The following is a 20,178-nucleotide window of genomic DNA, read 5'->3' on the forward strand; positions in this document are numbered from 1 at the left end:
TGAAGGGATAAACGCTGTTCACGAATAAAGCGGCCGGCCTGTCATCGATGGTACTGGATAAGAAAGGCCCCTTGCGATAACGCAAGGGGCCTTTGGGCATGAGCATTTTAAATAAATGATCAGCGCCGTCTCAGGCGATCCAGATAGAGATAGACCACCGGCGTGGTGTAGAGCGTCAGGATCTGGCTGACGATCAGGCCCCCCACAATGGAGATGCCCAGCGGGGCGCGCAGCGCGGCGTTTTCGTCGGTGCCGAACATCAGTGGCAGGGCGCCCAGAATGGCCGCCAGGGTGGTCATCATGATGGGTCGAAAGCGCACCAGCGCGGCTTCTCGAACGGCCTCCTGGGCAGACAGCCCGCGGTCGCGCTCGGCGCTCAGGGCGAAATCCACCAGCATGATGGCGTTTTTCTTGACCACGCCGATCAGCAGGATGATGCCGATCAGGGCAATCAGGGTGAAGGGCTTGCCCAGCAGCATCAGCGCCAGCAGCGCGCCAATTCCGCCGGAGGGCAGGGTCGACAGGATCGTCAGCGGATGAATGTAGCTTTCATAGAGAATGCCCAGCACCAGATAGACCGTGACCAGCGCGGCCAGAATCAGCCACGGCATGGTTTCGACACCGCTTTGAAAGCTGGCGGCGCTGCCTTCGAAGTCGGCCTGAATATCGGTGGGCAGGTGCAGCCGGTCAAGCCGGTCACTGATGATGTCGGTGGCCTCGGAAAGCGACACCCCATCGCTTAGATTGAACGACACCGTGGTCGCGGCAAACTGCCCCTGGTGGCTGACGCTGACCGGGCTGGTGCTGCGCTCGTAGTGGCTGAAGGCCGACAGCGGTATGGGGCTGCCCTGATCGTTGACGATGTGCATCATCTCCAGCGCTCTGGCCGAGCGCTGCCACTGCCGGGCGACTTCCAGCACCACGTAGTACTGGTTGGTGCCTTCATAGACGCTTGAAATCTGCCCCTGAGCAAAGGCGTTGCCCAGCAGGGTATCGATATCGCGCATGCTCAGACCCAGACGGGACGCCCGGTCGCGATCCACCACCAGTTTGATGGCCTGTCCGCCCTCGCGGCTGTCGCTGTCCACGCCGGTAATTTCTGAAATGTCGCGCATCGCCTCGGCCACCCGCGGTGACCATTCGCGCAGCAGCGACAGGTCATCGCTTTTGAGCGTCAGTTCATACTGGCTGTTGCTCGAAGAGCGCCCGCCCATGCGCAGATCCTGCAGGCCGCGCATGAACACCTGAACGCCGGGGATATCGCTCATCAAGGCAGACAGGCGGTTGCCCTGTGCGTTGGTGTCGTCCACGTGGTCCGGCTTGAGCGACACAAACAGCGTGGCCGAGTTGGCGCCGCCGCCGCCCGGGCCGCTGCCGCCCAGAAAGCCCAGAACGCTTGCCACGGCGTCATCGGCCAGCAGACGGTCACGGGCCGTTTCCAGCTTGGCCGACATGGCCTCAAACGAGATGCTTTGATCGCCGCGTACCGCACCGATCAGCCGCCCGGTGTTCTGGTCGGGCACGAACCCCTTGTCGATATGGACGTACAAAAAGCCGTTGAGGACGATCACGGCCACCAGCGACAACAGCGTCAGGCGTCGGTGTCGCAGGGCAACGTTCAGCGTGCGCTCATAGCCTGCCAGAATGATTTGACCGCAACGTTCGATCAGAAGCGGGATTCTGCCCGGGGGGCGCTCATGCGCGGACCCCTTGAGCCAGCGCGAGCAGAGCATCGGCGTGAGCGTCAGCGAGACCAGCAGCGACACCATCACCGCCGTGGCCAGCGTCATGGCAAACTCGTGGAAGAGCCGGCCGATGAAGCCGCCCAGAAACAGCAGCGGCACGAACACGGCCACCAGCGACACGCTCATCGACAGCACCGTAAAGCCCACCTCGCGCGCGCCCAGCAGCGCGGCACTTCGCACGTCCATGCCGGCTTCGATGTGTCGGGCAATGTTTTCCACCACCACGATGGCGTCATCGACCACAAAGCCGATGGCAATGATCAGCGCCATCAGCGACAGCGTGTTGAGGGAATACCCCAGCAGATACATCACCATGAAGGTGCCCAGTAGCGACACCGGAATGACGGCGGTCGGAATCAGCGTGGCCCGCGGATTGCGCAAAAAGACAAACACCACCATCACCACCAGAAACACCGCCAGTATCAGGGTGATCTGGGTTTCCTGCAGCGAGGCGCTGATGCCGGGGGAGCGGTCCAGCACCGTATGCAGATCGGCGCTGGCGGGCAGGGCGGCATGAATACCGGGCAGGCGCGCCTTGATGCGATCGATCGTTTCGATCACGTTGGCGTCACTTGCCGGGCTGACCACGATGACCACTGCCGGCTGGCGGTTGTAAAAACCAACGTTGTAGATGTCTTCGACGCTTTTTTCGACGTGCGCTACATCATTCAGGCGCATGACGTGATCGCCGTCGCGGCGAATGATCAGGTCGCGATAGTCCTGCGCCTCGAACATCTGCGAGTCGGTATGTACGCTCCAGCGATAGCGCTCATCTTCGGTAAAGCCGGTCGGCTGGTTGCTGTTGGCCGCGTTGATCGCATCGCGCACCTGATCAAGGCCGATGCCGGCATTTTCGAGCCGGCGCGGGTCAAGCGTGATGCGCACCGCCGGTGAGGAGCTGCCGCCAACGCTGACGCGCGAGACGCCTTCGACCTGTGAAATGCGCGGGGCAATGTCCTGGTCGGCCAGATTATAGAGCGTGCCCTTGTCGATTTCGGCGCTGGTCAGCGACAGCAGCATGATCGGCGAGTCGGCCGGATTGAGCTTTCGCAGCCGGGGCGAGCTGGTCATGGCGCTTGGCAGCAGCGCCTCGGCCCGGTTGATCGCCGCCTGTACCTCCCGGGCCGCCTCGTTGATGTCCTTGTCCAGATCGAACTGGATGACAACGCTGGTCGAGCCTTCCGAGCTCGACGAGGTCATCTGGCTGATGCCGGCGATCTGGCCGAGCGAGCGCTCCAGCGGTGTGGCCACCGTCGAGGCCATGGTCTCCGGATTGGCCCCGGAGAGACTGGCCGTGACCAGAACGGTGGGAAACGATACCGCCGGCAGCGGCGCCACCGGCAGACGCGCATAGGAGAGCAGCCCGCCCAGAATGATCGCCAGGGTCAGAAGTGATGTGGCGATCGGTCGCGCAATGAAGGGCGAGGACAGGCTCATGAGGCCTGCCCATCGGAGACGGTCGTGTCAGCGCCGCGAGCGGTGACGCGACCGGCCAGCCGGTCAAAGAACAGATAGATGACCGGCGTGGTGAAAAGCGTCAGAAGCTGGCTGACCAGCAGCCCGCCGACCATGGCAAGCCCCAGCGGCTGGCGCAGCTCCGAGCCGAAACCGCTGGCCAGCATCAGCGGAATGGCGCCAAAGAGTGCGGCAAAGGTGGTCATCATGATGGGGCGAAAACGCAACAGTGCGGCGCGATAGATTGCATCAGCCGGTGAAAGCCCCATGTGGCGCTGACCGTCGAGGGCAAAGTCGATCATCATGATGGCGTTTTTCTTGACGATGCCGATCAGCAAAATGATACCGATGATGCCCACCATGCCCAGGTCGTTGCCGGTGATCATCAGCGCCAGCAGCGCGCCGATGGCCGCCGAGGGCAGGGTGGAGAGGATGGTCAGCGGGTGGATGTAGCTTTCGTACAAAACGCCCAGCACGATATACATCACCACCACGGCGGCCAGAATCAGCAGCAGCGTATTGGCCGTGGAGCCGGCAAAGCCGAGCGCGGCGCCCTGATAGGCCTGGTGCGTATCCTGATCGAGTCCGGCCTGCGCGCCGGCCTCATCGATGGCGTCAAAGGCCTGGGACAGCGAGTGGCCGGGCGCCACATCAAAGGAGACGTTGGCGGCGGCAATCCGATTCTGGCGTGACAGTGACAGGTCGGTGTAGCGCTGCTCGATGCTGACCAGCGAGGTCAGTGGCACCATGTCGCCGCTGTCGGCGGCGATATAGAGGCGATCCAGCGCCGAGGGGCCGCGCTGCTGATCGTCGGCGACGTTCATGACCACCCGATACTGGTTGGACTGGGTGAAAATGGTCGAGATCAAACGCTGGCCGAATGCGTTGTAGAGCGTGGCATCGATATCGCTGACGCTGATGCCCAGTCGGCTGGCGCGGTCGCGATCGATATTGAGATAGAGCTGCAGGCCGCGGTTTTGCAGATCCGAGGCCGCGCCGGAAATGGCCGGTGACTGGCGGATCTGCTGTAGCAGGGCGTCGACATCGCGGGACAAAAGGCCGGCATCGCTATTGGTCACCGACATCTGGTACTGATAGCGGCTGACGTTGTCATCCAGCGTCAGATCCTGCAGCGGCTGCAGGTAGAGGCGCATGCCGGCAACGGAGCGGGTCTTGTCGTTGAGCCGTGCGATGACCGCCTGAGCGCCGTCGCGCTCGGACAGCGGCTTGAGATTGATCTGAAAGCGCCCGGTGTTGAGTGTGCTGTTGTCCTCGTTGACGCCAATGGTCGAAGAGAGGCTTTCTACCGCCGGGTCGTTGAGGATAATGTCTGCCAGCGCCTGCTGGTGGCGGGCCATTGCGTCAAAGGAGATCGACTGATCTGCCTCGCTGATGCCGCGAATGGCACCGGTATCCTGCTGCGGGAAGAGCCCCTTGGGGATGGCAAGATACAATAGCGCCGTGACGCCAAAGGTAATGACGGCCACGACCAGCGTCAGCCGCTGATGGATCAGCACCCATTTCAAGCCGCGGTCATAAAGGCGCAGCAGACGACCGAAAAGACCCGAGTAGCTCTCGGCATGCTGCTGCGGGTCCTCACTGTCGGCGCCTTCCTTCGGCGCTCGCGCCTTGAGCATTTTCGCGCACAGCATGGGCGTAAGCGTCAGCGAAATGAACGCCGAGATCACGATGGCCACGGCCAGCGTGATGGCGAACTCGCGGAACAATCGCCCGACCACATCCTGCATGAACAGCAGTGGAATCAGCACCGCTACCAGCGACACGGTCAGCGAGATGATGGTGAAAAAGATCTGTTTGGCACCCTTGAGCGCCGCATCGATGGGCTTTTCGCCCTTTTCCAGATAGCGAATGATATTTTCCAGCACCACGATCGCATCATCAATGACAAAGCCGGTGGCGATCGTCAGCGCCATTAACGTGAGATTGTTGAGGCTAAAGCCTGCCAGGTGCATGACACCGAAGGTGCCAATCAGCGACATGGGCACGGCCAGGCTCGGAATGATGGTGGCCGGGATATTGCGCAGAAACAAAAAGGTGATGAGGATGACCAGGCTTACGGCCAGCACCAGCTCGAACTGGGTGTCCTCCACCGAGGCACGAATGGTCTGGGTGCGATCGCTTAAAATCGAGATGTCCACGCTCTCGGGCAGGCTCCCCTGCAGATCGGGGAGCTGGCGTCGAATATCATCGACCACGCGGGTCACGTTGGCGCCGGGCTGGCGCTGAACGCTGATGATCAGCGCCGGGTCACGATCGGCCCAGGCGGTCAGCCAGGCGTTCTCCGAACCCTCGTGAACGCTTGCGATATCGCGAAGGCGCAGCGGCATGTCGTTATCGTATTTGACGATCAGATCGCGATACTGCTCCGGCGAGGTGAGCTGATCGTTGGCATCGATGGTCAGCGCCCGGTAGGGGCCGTACAGGGTGCCCTTGGGCTGATTGACGTTGGCCGCGGTGATGGCATTGCGCACGGCTTCCATATCCAGACCGTGGGCCGCCATGCGGCGGGCGTCGCCGTCGATACGAATGGCAGGCTCATGGCCGCCCGACAGCGAGACCAGGCCAACCCCGCTGACCTGGGAAAGGCGCTGTACCAGCCGGGTATCCACCAGGTCGTAAACGCGCGTCAGCGGCAGGCTGTCCGAGCGTACGGCCAGGGTCATGACCGGGGCGTCCGCTGGATTGACCTTGCTGTAGCTCGGCGGCATGGGCAGGTCATTGGGCAACAGATTGCTGGCCTGGTTAAGGGCGGCCTGAACATCCTGCTCGGCCACGCCCAGATCGCTGTCGAGACCAAAGCGCAGCGTAATGAGCGAGGCGCCACCGGTACTGGTGGAGCGCATGTCCTCGAGCCCCGAAATCTGGCCGAGCTGGTCCTCCAGCGGCGAGGTGACGTTGGAGAGCATGACTTCCGGGCTGGCGCCGGGATAGAGCGTCGTCACCTGAATGGTGGGGTAATCCACCTCCGGCAGAGAAGCTACCGGCAGCAGCCGATAGGCCATGATGCCGGCCAGCAAAATGGCCAGCATGATCAGCGACGTGGCGACCGGTCGGAGGATGAAAAGACGCGACGGGTTCATGACGATCGGTCACCCTCACCCGCGGGGTCATCGGTTGACCTGAGCTGACCTTCATTGGTGGCCTCGCCTGCCGGCGGTGTGTCGTCGGTATCGTCACTCTCGCCGGGAAGGTGATTGCTGACCACGTTGACGCGGGCGCCATCGCGCAGGCGATCCACGCCGTCCACCACAACCCGCTCACCGACGTCGAGCCCTGCATCGATCACGGCGTGCAAATCGTCACTGGCCCCCACCTCCACGCTGCGCTGATGGACCGTCTCCTCGTCATCCACCACATAGACTTGGTTGCCGGATTCACTGTTCTGAATGGCGGTTTCAGGCACGATCACCACGTTATTCAGCTTGGTCAGCGTGAGTTCCACGTTGACAAAGGCGTTGGGAAACAGCTGCTCGTCGTGATTGTCCATGCGCGCCCGCAGGCGCACCGTGCCGGTATCGGTGTTGATGGCGCTGTCGATGCTGGTCAGCTCGCCCGTGGCCAGCGTTTCACCGGTATGGCCGTCCATGACGCTGACCGTCATGCGTTCCTGCGCCATGCTGTCTCGTACCCGGGAGAGGTACTGCCCGGGCAGGGAAAACACCACCGAAATGGGGGCCAGTGACGTCAGGGTGGCGATGGGGTTTTCATCGCCGGTGGCGACGATATTGCCCGGGTCGACGTTGCGCAGCCCGATAATGCCGCCGGCCGGCGCGCGGACGGTAGTGTAGTCCAGCTGAACACGGGCGCTCTGGATATTGGCGCGCGAGGCTTCCACAGCGCCCTGATACTGTTGCACCAGCTGGCGCTGGGTTTCCACGTCCTGACGCGAGACGTTGTTGGCACGGCTCAGGTTCTCATAGCGCTTGAGATCCTCCCGGGCCGTTGCCAGCTGCGCCTGATTCTGGGTCAGCTCGGCATTGGCCTGGGCCAGCTGGGCCTGATAGGTGCGATCGTCGATGTGCGCCAGTACCTGATCCTTGTCGACGCGCTGACCTTCCTCGAAGTCCACCGAGACCAGCTCGCCCTCGACGCGGGGACGAATGGCCACGCTCGACAGCGAACGCACCGTGCCCAGAGCACTCAGGGTGACCGGAAAGTCTCCCTGCTGCGCGGTGACGGCAGCCACGGCAGGACTCGGCATGCCTCCGCCCTGTGAGCCGCCGTCGTCGCCTTCCGGGTCATCGCGCAGGAAAAACCACCACAGGGCGATCAGGGCGACCAGCAGTAACAGGGTCCAGAGGAGCACGCGTGCAACAGGGACACGGCGCGTTGAAGAGGGGTGAGACATGCGTCCACTTCCGTTGTCAGGCTGTCGTTTTCCCACGGCCGGTACCGTACAGGCACTCGTCGGCGGGTAGTATCGGGTTCACGTTTGTATCGGCGATTACCGGGGGAACATCAGGGACATCGCATGAAATTAGGCAAAGGAATCATGGGATGACATTATTTTACCTGCAGGGGGTCAGTTTACCTCATCGCCGGGGGCGCTGGCCCGGTCGTTGTACCACGTTCGAATGTCGTGGTGGACGCAAAAGGTAGTTTAACTACAAAAGCGGGGCAATTCGGATAGACTGACCCCTTCCCCTTCGAGACCGTGACAGGTGAGGTTTTCATGCACACCACCCTGACCCGCGTAACCCAGCGCATTATCGAGCGTTCTCATGAGCGCCGTGCGCTTTACGAAGCTCGCATGCAGACACAGCATCGCCGTGGTGTCCATCGTGGCGCGCTTGACTGCGGCAATCTGGCCCATGGCTTTGCCGCCTGCAATGCCTCCGACAAGCAGCAGCTCAAGCTGACCAACAGCGCCAATCTGGGCATCATTACCTCCTACAACGACATGCTGTCGGCGCATCAGCCCTTTGAGCGATTTCCCGACATCATTCGCGATGCCGCACGCCGCATGGGCTCGACGGCGCAAGTGGCCGGCGGCGTGCCGGCCATGTGTGACGGCGTCACCCAGGGTCAGCCCGGCATGGAGCTGTCGCTTTTTTCGCGTGACAGTATTGCCCGCAGCGCTGCCATCGGACTGTCCCACAACATGTTTGATGCCGCGCTGTATCTGGGCGTTTGCGACAAGATCATTCCCGGTCTGTTTATTGCGGCTGCCCGCTTTGGGCATCTGCCGGCCGTCTTTGTTCCCGCCGGCCCCATGCCCAGCGGTCTGCCCAACAAGGAAAAGGCGCGCATTCGTCAGAAGTTTGCCGAAGGCAAGGTCGGTCGCGCCGAGCTTCTGGAGTCGGAGTCGGCGTCGTATCACGCCCCGGGCACCTGCACCTTTTACGGCACGGCCAACTCCAACCAGCTGATGATGGAGATCATGGGGCTGCATCTGCCGGGTTCCTCCTTTGTGAATCCGAACACGCCGCTGCGCGATGCGCTCACTGTCCATGGCACCGAGCGGGCGATCAAAAACTCCGAGCCAGGCGGGGGCTATCTGCCCTTCTGGCAGCAGATCGATGCTCGGGCCATCGTCAATGCGCTGGTGGGGCTTCTGGCCTCGGGCGGCTCCACCAACCATACTCTGCACCTGATCGCCATGGCAGGTGCCGCGGGCATTACCCTGAACTGGGATGATTTTGCCGAGCTCTCGGCGGTGGTGCCGAGTCTGATGCATGTCTATCCGAGCGGGCAGGCCGATGTGAATCACTTTCATGCGGCCGGCGGCATGGGCGTTCTGATTCGAGAGCTGCTCAAGGGGGGACTGCTGCATGGTGATATCCCGACAGTCACCGGAAAAACCCTGTCGGAAAGCTACACGCAAGAGCCGTTTCTGGAAGGAGACAAGCTGGTCTGGCGCGAAGGGCCGGCACAGAGTTTGGACCCGGACGTGCTGACCGATGTCGAGCATCCCTTTTCGCCGACGGGCGGGCTGACAGTGCTTGATGGCAACCTTGGGCGCGGCGTGATCAAGGTGTCGGCGGTCAAGCCGGAGTTTCGCGTCATTGAGGCGCCGGTGCGGGTATTTGCCGATCAGGACGCGCTCAAGACGGCCTTCAACAACGGCGAGCTGGAGTGCGATTTTATCGCCGTGGTGCGCTTTCAGGGCCCGCGGGCCAACGGCATGCCGGAACTGCACAAGCTCACGCCCTATCTCGGGTCGCTGCTGGATCGCGGCTTTCGAGTGGCGCTGGTGACCGATGGCCGCATGTCGGGGGCTTCCGGGAAGGTGCCGGCCGCGATTCACATGACGCCGGAGGCCGTCGATGGCGGGCCGCTGGCCCGACTGCGCGATGGCGACAGGGTTCGCCTCGATTCGGTCAGCGGTCGCCTTGAGGTGCTCGTCAACGCCAGTGAATTTGCCGCGCGGCCGTGCGCCCGCGCCGATCTTGAGGTCTATCATCACGGTCTGGGTCGGGAGATGTTCGCCGGCATGCGTGCGCTGGTCGGCAGTGCCGAGGAGGGTGCCAGTACCTTTGGCGGGTTCGAAGCCGCTGACGTGGCACCGGTCTGCGGCGTTGACGGGGCGCGCACCACGATCTGAGCCAGTTCGTATGGGCCCATCTTTATCAACAAAAACACCGGGCCCGCGCCCGGTGTTTTTGCTGGTTCGCCACGACGCTGGCTATTGATGTGTCTTCGCCGTCTCGGCCTCACGATCGTTCTGATTGGCTTTCTGCGCCGTGTAAAACGCGACATCCGTCAATGGGGAGAGCGGCTCCCGGCCGCGGACAACATCAGATAGCTTCTCCGCCATCATGATGGTGGTGGCGTTCAGGTTGCCGGTGACAATCACGGGCATCAGCGAGGCATCGATCACACGCAGCCCTTCCATGCCATGTACACGGCCCTGACCATCGACCACGGCGTCCGGTCCCTCGCCCATGCGGCAGGTGCCGCAGGGGTGATAGGCCGTTTCGGCGTGACCCCGAACAAAGGCGTCAAGCTGCTCATCGCTTTGCACGTCAGGGCCCGGGGCAATCTCGCGGCCACGATATGGGTCCAGCGCCGGCTGTTCGATGATGCGTCGCGTCACGCGAATGGCATCGCGAAACTCTTCCCAGTCCCGTGTTTCGCTCATGTAGTTGAACAAAATGCCCGGCGCCTCGTCCGGATTGCGCGATTTGATTTTGACGCGCCCGCGGCTTTTTGAGCGCATGGAACCGACGTGGGCCTGAAACCCGTGGGCGTCCACGGCGCTTTTGCCGTTATAGCTGATAGCACACGGCAGAAAGTGGTACTGCAGGTTGGGCCAGGACTCACCCTCGTCGGTGCGAATGAAGCCGCCGGCCTCGAACTGGTTGCTGGCGCCGATGCCCTTGCCCTGAAACAGCCACTGTGCGCCGATTCTGGGCTGGTTATACCACTTCAGCGCCGAGTAGAGCGTGATGGGCTGCTTGCACTCGTACTGAATATACATCTCCAGGTGGTCCTGCAGATTCTTGCCCACGCCCGGTAGCTCGTGAACGACGTCAATGTGCATCTCGTTGAGCCAGTCAGGATCACCCACCCCCGAGCGCTGCAGGATGGCCGGAGAAGCAATGGCGCCGGCGCACAGCAGCACTTCACGACGGGCACGCACCTGCTGGTTTTTGCCCCGGCGGGCGTAGGTAACGCCTGTGGCCCGTTTGCCCTCGACCAGTATGCGGTCGGTCACGGCATGTGTTTCGATCGTCAGATTGGGGCGATGGCGGGCAATGTCCAGATAGCCGCGTGCGGTCGAGGACCGCCGTCCGTTGGGCGTGGTGGTACGATCCATCGGCCCGAAGCCTTCCTGCCTGTAGCCGTTGAGATCGTCGGTTTCACCATAACCTGCCTGCTTGCCGGCTTCGATAAAGGCGCGGTTGACCGGATTGGTGGTTGGCCTGGGGGTGGCCACCTGCACCGGGCCGTGATCGCCGTGGTAGTCGTTACCACCGATATCGCGGGTTTCGGCCTTTTTGTAATAGGGCAGGCAGTGGGCATAGCCCCAGTCATCAAGGCCCGGCAGCTCGGCCCAGCCTTCCAGATCCATGGCGTTGCCGCGGATGTAGCACATGCCGTTGATCAGCGACGAGCCGCCGAGCCCCTTGCCACGACCGCACTCCATGCGCCGATCATTCATGAAGGGTTCGGGTTCGGTCTCAAAGGCCCAGTTGTACTGCTTGCCCTGCAGTGGATAGGCAAGCGCTGCGGGCATCTGGGTGCGAAAATCCAGCCGATAATCCGGGCCGCCGGCTTCGAGCAGCAGCACGGTGACATCGTCGTCCTCGGTCAGACGCGCCGCGAGAACGTTGCCGGCCGAGCCGGCACCGATGATGATGTAGTCGTATTCACGTGTGTCAGCCATCAAGCCCTCCTGAGGAGTCATGGGCGGATCATCGAAACGAAAAGCTGGCCGGATGCCCGCCGAGGCAGAATGAAACCCGGCGATCAAAAGGCCGATTCAAACGGGCCCATTTCGATCTGGATGGATTTGACTCGGGTATAGTGCGCAAGCGTCAGCAGCCCGTTTTCACGGCCTACGCCGGACTGCTTGTAGCCGCCGACCGGCATCTGGGCGGGGCTGTCCCCCCAGGTGTTGACCCAGCAGATGCCGGCTTCGAGCTGATGCACCACGCGATGCGCCCGATTGAGTCCTTCGGTGAACACTCCGGCGGCCAGACCGTAGTCGGTGTCATTGGCGCGGCGAATGACGTCTGCTTCATCGTCAAAGGCCAGAATCGACATGACCGGGCCGAAGATCTCTTCTCTGACAATGCGCATGTCGTCACTGCAGTCGGTAAATATGGTGGGGGCCACAAACGCCCCCTTGCCGAAGTCACCCTCTGTCATGCGCGCACCGCCCACCAGCAGGCGGGCGCCGTCCTGTCGGCCGGCGTCCAGATAGTCGCAGACCTTTTTCATGTGCTCAAAGCTGACCAGCGGGCCGAAGTTGGTGGCCGGGTCCAGCGGGTCGCCGGCCTTCACGCGCTCGACGCGCTCGAGCAGTTTCGCTTCAAAGGCTTCCTTGACCGAGCGCTCCACGAACACGCGCGTGCCGTTGGTGCAGACCTGACCGGTGGAGTAGAAGTTGGCCATCATGGCACCGTCGGCGGCGCGATCGAGATCGGCATCGGCAAAGACGAGCAGGGGAGACTTGCCGCCCAGCTCCATGGTGACCTCCTTGAGCGATGACGACGCCGAAGACGCCATGACCTTCTTGCCGGTACCCACTTCGCCGGTAAAGGAGATCTTGTCGATGCCGGGGTGTTCGGTCAGCATGGCGCCAACGCGGCCATCGCCCTGTACGACGTTGAAAACGCCGTCCGGCAGGCCGGCTTCAGTAAATATCTCGGCCAGCATCAGGGTGGTCAGCGGGGTGACTTCGCTGGGCTTTAAAATCATGGCATTGCCGGTGGCCAGTGCCGGGGCCGATTTCCAGCAGGCAATCTGGATCGGGTAGTTCCAGGCACCGATGCCGGCACAGACGCCAAGCGGCTCGCGCCGGGTGTAGGCAAAGGAATCGGAACGAATGGGAATCTGCTCGCCCTCAACGGTTGCAGCAAGGCCTGCGTAGTATTCGAGCTGGTCGGCGCCGGTAACGATATCCACGGCCGTGGTTTCGCTCAGCGGCTTGCCGGTATCCATGGATTCGACGCGGGCAATCTCGTCGTTTCTTTCGCGCAGCAGGGCCACGGTACGATTGAGAATGCGGGCGCGCTCGACACCGGTCATTGCCCCCCAGATCTTCTGACCGCGGCGCGCCGATTCAACGGCTCGATCGATATCGTTTTGGGAGGCCTGCTGGATCTCGGCCAGTACGTCACCGTTGTAGGGATTGATGGATTCAAAGGTCTCACCCGAGGTTGCGTTAACGCGTTTGCCGTCGATATAAAGCTGCTGGGTCTCGAACGTGGCCATGGGGCCTCCCGAATAAGCAATAAGGTTCAAAGTGCTGTAAAGAAAAGCCCAGCGTCAGGCTTTCTCGTTGCCATCAAGCTGCTCATCGATATAGCGACAGGCAAGCAGTACGGCGCTGGAAGTATCAAATTCTTCGGATGCCAGCGCCCCGCGCAGCCACAGGCCATCGATAAGGGCTGCCAGCCCGCGGGCGGCAGGGCGTGCCTGAGTCAGCGGCAGATGCTTTCTGAACTGATGGGTGATATTGGAGTAAAGTCGACGGTCGTTGACCCGCTGCAGCCGCTGAAGGTTGGGCTTGTGCATACTGGTGGTCCAGAAGGCCAGCCATGTTTTCATTACCGCCTGGCTGACCTGGCTGCGATCAAAGTTGCCTTCCACGATCGCGTAAAGATGCGCTCTCGCCTCATTGCTGTTCAACGCCTGGCGTCGCCGGGCAACCGAAGCCCCGAGATCGCCGAGAATGTGGCGCATGGTGGCTTCAAGAAGCCCGTCCTTGCCACCGAAATAGTGGCTGATAATGCCGGCAGACACGCCGGCACGTCGCGAAATCTGCATGATCGTACTGTCGGCCAGACCCGCCTCGTCAATCGTTGCCATGGTGGCCTCGATCAACTGCTGTCGACGAATGGGTTCCATACCTACCTTGGGCACCGCTCCCTCTCCTGTAGTGGAAGGCATATAACGTTCTTCAGAGTAGCGACCTTTTATTGAACGATCAATCAATCAAGAGTGCCGGCCCGGGTGTCAGAGGCGGTTGTGACCGGGGCGCGGTATAAAATGGGCCGGGCCGTGAGGTTGGGGTGGTGGGTAAACGTCGCAGGAGCACGGGCCCATGTGAGGAAATATTGGTCGTCGGCAGACCGGGGGCATTCAGGGGATTGGCATGATCGATGCGCTTCTGTACAATGCGCACGGTCGCCGGCTACGTAGCTCAGCTGGTTAGAGCACATCACTCATAATGATGGGGTCCCCTGTTCGAATCAGGGCGTAGCCACCAGCGACAGGCAATATTCGCGCAATCATGCGAATGGCGCCGGGGTCTTTATCAGGGCCTTGACGTTTTTTCTGAAATACGTATACTACGCCGCGTATTCGGAAAGACATTCCCCGATAGCTCAGTTGGTAGAGCAAATGACTGTTAATCATTGGGTCACAGGTTCGAGTCCTGTTCGGGGAGCCAATACATTCTGATACTTCGTTGTTCCCTGATAGCTCAGTTGGTAGAGCAAATGACTGTTAATCATTGGGTCGCAGGTTCGAGTCCTGCTCAGGGAGCCATTTACCGCATGACTACTGACGGTAAATCGCGCCAGCCAAATCGATAGTGCCTTCCTGCTGTTGTCCAGATTCTTCGTTGTTTACTTTTAAACATCCTTCGTTCGAATCACGACCTTTCTGATCCTTTATTGTTAATCGCTGATTTAACTTTCCAGTTTCTTTGCTCGGCAATGTTTCGGTCCGTGTTTGACTCGATAAATTGCGTTTGTTATAAGAAATTGTAGTCCACGCCGTGAACGGTTTTTGCTGCCCCCTTGTTCTTGATATTTCGTGTTGACCTGTCGGCCAGCCATTCTTCGTTCATGTATTGATTGACGGACTGCATTTTTGTTCTGGCGTATTATATCGATCTGTAACGTTGATTCATGACGCACGCCTTGCCTGTTTCGATGCCGTTCCCCATTTATGCCTGACGGCATTATATTTTTCCGTAATATCAATAATTTCAGGAATGTAAAAGAATGCCTCGCGAGAGAAATTTGTCCATCAAGGACAAGTGGTCACTTGATAATCAGCTTGGCGAAATGCTGAGAAACCTCGAAAGGGAAGAGCCTGCCGGCCCCGGTTTTTCCGACGAACTTGAAGCATTAATGCACAGTTACGGCATGAGTCATCAGGACACCGTAACAATATTAAGACTCATGCAGCAGTCATGAAATAATTAGTCATTATTTTCTGCATTAATGGCAGTCGCCGTTAAATAGTTATATTAAGTTCTTTTGCCTGACAATAAAAAGGGGCTGCCTGTATCAACAGGCAGCCCCTTTTTTCAGCGTTATTTACTGGCGCGGGGCGCGTGTTTTTTGTGTCTGGCCCGTATCGATCAGTAGCGCGTAATCGAGCAGGATTTCTACGCTCTCTTCCAGCGCTGCCTTCTGGATGGGCGATTCGGACTGTGAATCATCATCGCCTGTGCCCAGTGCTTCGTCACGGGCATCGGTCCATGTGTCGATTTCCGGCATCCCGAGTGCGCGTCGGCGCTGGTTTTCAAGTGCGAGCTGTTCGGCTTCCTGTGCCTCCATTTCGCGCTGTCTCTGCTCCCGATTGAGACTGACCGTATTGTTCTGCGCCTGGAACTGCTCGGCCAGCTGCGCCTCACGCGTGAGGTAATGAAAGTTGGGGTTGTCCTGAGCGCGCTGCTCGTGCTTTTGCCTGAGCTGCGTGACGAACTGCCAGGGTTCGCCGTACGTGCGGTAGCTGACCGGGCGTACCGTATCCCAGGGCAGGGCGTAATCCAGTGCACTTTCACCGATTTCATCCCTGTCGATCAGACTGGGGAAGGCGATATCGGGTTCTACGCCACGAAGCTGGGTACTTTCTCCCGAAATGCGATAGAACTTGGCACGTGTCAGTTTCAGCTCGCCGTGGCTCAAATCACTGAGCGTCTGAACGGTTCCCTTGCCAAAGGTCTGGTTGCCCAGCACCAGGCCGCGGCCATAATCCTGAATGGCGCCGGCAAAGATTTCCGAGGCCGAGGCGGACAGCCTGTCGACCAGCACGCCCAGCGGGCCATCATAGGCGACGCCACGATCCGTATCGCCGTACAGGCTGATGCGTCCGCGGGCGTCTCGAACCTGAACGGTAGGGCCGCGATCGATAAACAGGCCCACCATCGAATTGGCTTCCTGCAGCGCGCCGCCGCCGTTGCCGCGCATGTCCAGCACAATGCCTTCCACATTCTGCGCCTTGAGCTTTTCGATCAGCTGGGCCACATCGCGTGTCGAGCTGCGATAGTTCTGATCGCCGGCCTGATAGGCATCAAAGTCGACATAAAAGGCCGGCACCTTGATAACCCCGACACGATGGTTTTCGCCATTGCGATGGGATTCGACGATACGGCTGCTGGCGGCCTGGTCTTCCAGACTGACGGTGTCGCGCGTGATTTCGATGGTACGCGTCTGGGTCACATCAATGGCTTTTGCCGGGATGATTTCCAGGCGAACCTTCGAGCCCTTCGGGCCACGAATGTGTTCGACGACTTCGTCCAGACGCATGCCGATGACACTGATCATTTCCCCACTGTCGCCATCACCCACGGCAACGATTCGATCGGCCGGCTTGATCTGACCGCTGCGTTCGGCGGGGCCGCCGGAGACCAGACTCGAGACGCGAACGTATTCGCTGTCCTGCTGGAGAAGGGCGCCAATGCCCTCCAGCGATAGCTTCATCTGGATATCGAAGGACTGACCGCGGCTTGGAGAGAGGTATTCAGAGTGTGGATCAATGGAACCTGTGGCGGCATTGAGGATAACGCTCAATACGTCCTCGGTATTGGTCTGCCTGACGCGTGACAGCTGGCTCTTGTATCGGTCGGCCAGCTGTTGGGCAATTTTTTCGTTGCTCATGGGTTGTCTGCCCTGGTCGACGGGCGCTTCGGGTTCAGAGACCCGGGCCGGGACGGTGGCAATTTCAGACAACACACTGGTATCGACCACCGGCAGCGACTCGGATGTTTCCGGGGCAAGCGACAGGGTCAGGGCAGCATTTTTGAGGCGTCGGCGCCACAGGTCATCCAGCTCGCTTTGGCTTTCTGCCCAGTTAGCGTCTTCAAGATTGGTAGGCAGGCGTTCGTTGCCGGTAAAGTCAAAGTCGGGCTGATTTTCGAGTCGATCGATCAGCCATTCAAGCCGGTTTTCCAGTCGCGTCTGGTAGAGATTGTAAAACGCATAGACGCGATCCAGGTCGCCTTCGACCAGCATTTCGTCAAGACCGGTACGCAAATCGCTGAACTGTGCGATGTCTTCTCGTGTCATGTAGGCGTGCTGGGAATCCAGCAGTTTCAGCATGCGGTTAAATACCCGGTCTGCCCAGCCATTGTTGAGGGTGACCGGCTCATAGTGGCCATATTCCAGTGATTGAATGACTTCCCGAGACGCCTGTCGCCCCTCGTCGGTCGGCTTGATTGCCTCATCGCCCATTGCGGGCAGGGCAGTCAAAAGGCACAGAGCGAACACCGCAATATTGCGGGCTGGGGCAAACAGGCTCATCAAGGAAGCACTCCCGGGTTCATGTACACTTTGTATGCTGTTAATACAGGATTAAAAGGATCTGTTGCAGGTCAGCAGGCAGGGCGATCATTGTAGCAGCCCGGCGTGCTTATCACCGATAGGTAGTATGGGAGAATTACGTGTTTCATTCCTCGACAATTACTGATTTATTCGATTTTCTCAAGTGTTCCCCTACGCCGTGGCATGCGGTCGAGGAGATGGCCTCGCGTCTTGAAACCGCAGGCTTTACGGCGCTGGACGAAACGCAGCCATGGCAGCTTACCCCCGGTAGTCGCTATTACTGTACGCGCGCCGGCGGGGCCCTGGTTGCCTTTCAACTGCCCGACGCCGGCCCGCTCGAATCGCTTCGCATGGTGGGCGCGCATACGGATAGCCCGGCGCTTCGCCTGAAGCCTCAGCCTGTCCAGATGTCTGCACACTGGATGCAACTGGGCGTCGAGGTTTATGGCGGCGCGCTTTTGGCGCCCTGGTTTGATCGGGATCTTGCCGTTGCCGGGCGGGTCTATCTGCGCAACGCTCAGGGCGGGCTCACCGGAAAGCTTTTTCAGGTGGACCGGCCGATGGCCATTATCCCGAGCCTTGCCATCCATCTTGATCGTGACGTCAATCAGGGCAAGGCGCTCAACGCCCAGACGCAGATGGCACCCGTCATCTGGCAGGCCGGCCCCGAGCGGGAACCGCCTTCGATCGAGTCGCTGATCGAGCGCTGGCTTTTCGAGCAGCATGGTCTCAAGGATATCGGCATCGTTGACTACGAGTTGAGCTTTTACGATGCGCAGCCGGCGTCACAGCTGGGTCTTGAAGGGGAAATGATCGCCGGGGCACGTCTGGATAATCTGCTGTCGTGCTATTGTGGCATGCGCGCGCTGATGGAAAGTGACGGCAGTCAGGGCGCGCTGTTTGTTGCCAACGATCACGAAGAGATTGGTAGTGGCAGTACCGGCGGGGCGCAGGGCACATTACTGGGTGACGTCGTATCGCGTCTGGCGGAAGCGCAGGGGGCCAGCGGTGCCGAAGGGCGCATCCGGTTACTGCAAAATTCCCGATTGATCTCGTGTGACAACGCGCACGCGGTCCACCCGAGCTATCCCGACAAGCATGATGCGCGTCATCAGCCAGCGCTCAATAAAGGGCCTGTCATCAAGGTCAATGCCAGTCAGCGTTACGCCACCAGTGCCGCGACCGGGGCGCTCTTTCGTGAGCTGTGTCGCGAGGCCCGGGTGCCGGTGCAGACCTTCGTCAGCCGTGCCGACATGCCGTGCGGAACAACCATCGGCCCCTTGAGTGCGACGCGTACCGGCGTGCCGACGCTGGATATCGGGCTGGCCCAGTGGGCGATGCATTCCATTCGCGAAACGGCAGGCGCGCATGATCCGGACTATCTGATCCGTGCGCTGACGGCATTTTGTAATCGCGACCAGCTCGTCTGAGTGGCCCATGGAGTAGACATAAAAAAACGGCATCCGAGGATGCCGTTTTTTCGTATCTGGTGGCTACGCCCTGATTCGAACAGGGGACCCCATCATTATGAGTGATGTGCTCTAACCAGCTGAGCTACGTAGCCGTTCAACGCGAGCGCATACTACGCAAAGGCTGTCAGCGCGTCAAGCATTGTGCCGGCGTTTTCAGACGTTGAAACGAAAATGCACAACGTCGCCGTCCTTGAGCACATACTCCTTGCCTTCCAGGCGCCATTTGCCGGCTTCCTTGGCGCCCTGTTCACCGCCCAGGCTCACGAAGTCTTCATAAGCGACAACTTCGGCCCGGATAAATCCCTTCTGAAAGTCGGTGTGTATGACACCGGCCCCCTGTGGGGCGGTGGCACCGATCGGCACCGTCCAGGCGCGGACTTCCTTGACGCCGGCGGTAAAGTAGGTCTGAAGGCCCAAAAGGCCGTAGCCGGCACGGATCACGCGATCCAGTCCCGGCTCTTCCATGCCCAGTTCGTCGAGGAACATGGCGCGCTCTTCTTCCTCGAGCTCGGCAATCTCGGCCTCGATCTTGTTGCACACCGGCACAACCACGGCGCCTTCTTCGGCGGCGATGGCGTTGACCACATCCAGATGCGCATTGTTCTCAAATCCTTCTTCATGCACGTTAGCAATGTACATGGTGGGTTTGAGCGTGAGAAAGCCAAAGCTTCTGAGAAGTTTTTTCTCGTCGTCATTGAGACCGAAGCTGCGCAGCGGCTGGCCTTCTGCCAGATGCGGCTGAATACGTTCCAGCAGCGCCTTGCTGGCGATGGCGTCCTTGTCGCCACTTTTGACCACGCGCGCCAGTCGCTGCAGGCCGCGCTCGACGCTGTCCAGATCCGCCAGGGCCAGCTCGATGTTGATGGTTTCAATATCGGCGCGCGGGTCGACTTCGTTGGACACGTGGATCACGTTGTCATCGTCAAAGCAGCGCACTACGTGCGCAATCGCATCGGTTTCACGGATATTGGCCAGAAACTGGTTGCCCAGACCTTCGCCCTTGGACGCACCGGCCACCAGACCTGCGATATCGACAAACTCCATGGTGGTCGGGATGACCTTTTCCGGCTTGACGATTTCGGCCAGCCGGTCAAGGCGTGGATCCGGCATCGGCACGAGGCCGGTATTGGGTTCGATGGTGCAGAAGGGGAAGTTTTCTGCATCGATACCTGACTTGGTCAAAGCGTTGAAAAGCGTCGATTTACCCACGTTGGGCAGGCCGACAATACCGCAATTAAATCCCATGGATGTGCATCCTGCAGTGTAGGGCGATGTGTTCGACTCGACCCGCTCGGGGTCGATATGGCGCAAAGTTTA

At 60.2% G+C, this 20,178-nt stretch carries 11 protein-coding genes and 4 tRNA genes; 6 read left to right on the forward strand and 9 right to left on the reverse strand.

Annotated features, from left to right (window positions below; translation table 11 throughout):
- Positions 1-119 precede the first annotated feature (119 nt).
- The 3 genes from ACS92L_RS02675 to ACS92L_RS02685 are packed head-to-tail and all read right to left on the reverse strand — an operon-like array spanning position 120 to position 7,569.
- Entirely contained in the window at positions 120-3,182 is a 3,063-nt protein-coding gene (locus ACS92L_RS02675) for an efflux RND transporter permease subunit (RefSeq protein ID WP_438766846.1), read from the reverse strand.
- Complete coding sequence (locus tag ACS92L_RS02680) at positions 3,179-6,301, reverse strand: multidrug efflux RND transporter permease subunit (RefSeq protein ID WP_438766848.1); 3,123 nt, start codon at positions 6,299-6,301, stop codon at positions 3,179-3,181. Before ACS92L_RS02680 ends, ACS92L_RS02675 begins: the two co-directional genes overlap by 4 nt.
- Positions 6,298-7,569, reverse strand: a complete 1,272-nt coding sequence (locus ACS92L_RS02685) for an efflux RND transporter periplasmic adaptor subunit (RefSeq protein WP_438766850.1) — start codon at positions 7,567-7,569, stop codon at positions 6,298-6,300. The genes ACS92L_RS02680 and ACS92L_RS02685 overlap by 4 nt, the downstream gene beginning before the upstream one ends.
- Before the next feature lie 324 nt (positions 7,570-7,893).
- Here ACS92L_RS02685 and edd point away from each other — a divergent pair, with 324 nt between their 5' ends.
- Positions 7,894-9,765: a phosphogluconate dehydratase gene (gene edd / locus ACS92L_RS02690; RefSeq protein WP_438766852.1), complete on the forward strand. Its 1,872-nt coding sequence runs from the start codon at positions 7,894-7,896 to the stop codon at positions 9,763-9,765.
- Between the two features lie 81 nt (positions 9,766-9,846).
- On the opposite strand, the gene betA is transcribed toward edd, so the two are convergent.
- From betA to betI, 3 genes are all read right to left on the reverse strand, one after another.
- Positions 9,847-11,550, reverse strand: a complete 1,704-nt coding sequence (gene betA, locus ACS92L_RS02695) for a choline dehydrogenase (RefSeq protein ID WP_438766854.1) — start codon at positions 11,548-11,550, stop codon at positions 9,847-9,849.
- 83 nt (positions 11,551-11,633) lie between these two features.
- Positions 11,634-13,103, reverse strand: coding sequence for a betaine-aldehyde dehydrogenase (gene betB / locus ACS92L_RS02700; protein WP_438766856.1), 1,470 nt, complete (start codon positions 13,101-13,103; stop codon positions 11,634-11,636).
- Between the two features lie 54 nt (positions 13,104-13,157).
- Positions 13,158-13,754: a transcriptional regulator BetI gene (betI, locus tag ACS92L_RS02705; RefSeq protein WP_438766858.1), complete on the reverse strand. Its 597-nt coding sequence runs from the start codon at positions 13,752-13,754 to the stop codon at positions 13,158-13,160.
- A gap of 269 nt (positions 13,755-14,023) precedes the next feature.
- On the opposite strand from betI, the gene ACS92L_RS02710 reads away from it, so the two are divergent.
- The 4 genes from ACS92L_RS02710 (at position 14,024) to ACS92L_RS02725 (ending at position 15,037) form a co-directional block, all read left to right on the forward strand.
- A tRNA-Met gene (locus ACS92L_RS02710) sits at positions 14,024-14,100 on the forward strand.
- A 107-nt stretch (positions 14,101-14,207) separates the two neighbouring features.
- Positions 14,208-14,283 (forward strand) — tRNA-Asn (locus tag ACS92L_RS02715).
- Positions 14,284-14,305: 22 nt separating this feature from the next.
- Positions 14,306-14,381, forward strand: a tRNA-Asn gene (locus ACS92L_RS02720).
- A 461-nt stretch (positions 14,382-14,842) separates the two neighbouring features.
- On the forward strand, positions 14,843-15,037 hold the full coding sequence (locus ACS92L_RS02725) for a hypothetical protein (protein ID WP_438766860.1): 195 nt from the start codon (positions 14,843-14,845) through the stop codon (positions 15,035-15,037).
- 123 nt (positions 15,038-15,160) lie between these two features.
- Here the strand turns inward: ACS92L_RS02725 and ACS92L_RS02730 are convergent, their stop codons facing one another.
- Positions 15,161-17,368, reverse strand: coding sequence for a carboxy terminal-processing peptidase (locus tag ACS92L_RS02730; RefSeq protein ID WP_438766862.1), 2,208 nt, complete (start codon positions 17,366-17,368; stop codon positions 15,161-15,163).
- A 140-nt stretch (positions 17,369-17,508) separates the two neighbouring features.
- On the opposite strand from ACS92L_RS02730, the gene ACS92L_RS02735 reads away from it, so the two are divergent.
- A complete protein-coding gene (locus tag ACS92L_RS02735) occupies positions 17,509-18,819 on the forward strand; it encodes a M18 family aminopeptidase (RefSeq protein WP_438766864.1) in 1,311 nt (436 codons plus the stop codon).
- Between the two features lie 57 nt (positions 18,820-18,876).
- Here the strand turns inward: ACS92L_RS02735 and ACS92L_RS02740 are convergent.
- Positions 18,877-18,953: transfer RNA gene (locus ACS92L_RS02740), tRNA-Met, on the reverse strand.
- A gap of 61 nt (positions 18,954-19,014) precedes the next feature.
- Positions 19,015-20,106 carry a redox-regulated ATPase YchF gene (ychF, locus tag ACS92L_RS02745; RefSeq protein WP_438766866.1) on the reverse strand — a complete coding sequence of 364 codons (1,092 nt, stop codon included), beginning with the start codon at positions 20,104-20,106 and terminating at the stop codon, positions 19,015-19,017.
- Between the last annotated feature and the right edge of the window lie 72 nt (positions 20,107-20,178).

It is taken from the genome of Kushneria halocnemicola (genome assembly GCF_965650455.1).
Classification (GTDB): Bacteria; Pseudomonadota; Gammaproteobacteria; order Pseudomonadales; family Halomonadaceae; genus Kushneria.

Coding starts and splice junctions, on each gene's coding strand:
- ACS92L_RS02675 (WP_438766846.1), bottom strand. CDS start 3,182: ATGAGCCTGTCCTCGCCCTTCATTGCGCGACCGATCGCCACATCACTT.
- ACS92L_RS02680 (WP_438766848.1), bottom strand. CDS start 6,301: ATGAACCCGTCGCGTCTTTTCATCCTCCGACCGGTCGCCACGTCGCTG.
- ACS92L_RS02685 (WP_438766850.1), bottom strand. CDS start 7,569: ATGTCTCACCCCTCTTCAACGCGCCGTGTCCCTGTTGCACGCGTGCTC.
- edd (WP_438766852.1), top strand. CDS start 7,894: ATGCACACCACCCTGACCCGCGTAACCCAGCGCATTATCGAGCGTTCT.
- betA (WP_438766854.1), bottom strand. CDS start 11,550: ATGGCTGACACACGTGAATACGACTACATCATCATCGGTGCCGGCTCG.
- betB (WP_438766856.1), bottom strand. CDS start 13,103: ATGGCCACGTTCGAGACCCAGCAGCTTTATATCGACGGCAAACGCGTT.
- ACS92L_RS02725 (WP_438766860.1), top strand. CDS start 14,843: ATGCCTCGCGAGAGAAATTTGTCCATCAAGGACAAGTGGTCACTTGAT.
- ACS92L_RS02730 (WP_438766862.1), bottom strand. CDS start 17,368: ATGAGCCTGTTTGCCCCAGCCCGCAATATTGCGGTGTTCGCTCTGTGC.
- ychF (WP_438766866.1), bottom strand. CDS start 20,106: ATGGGATTTAATTGCGGTATTGTCGGCCTGCCCAACGTGGGTAAATCG.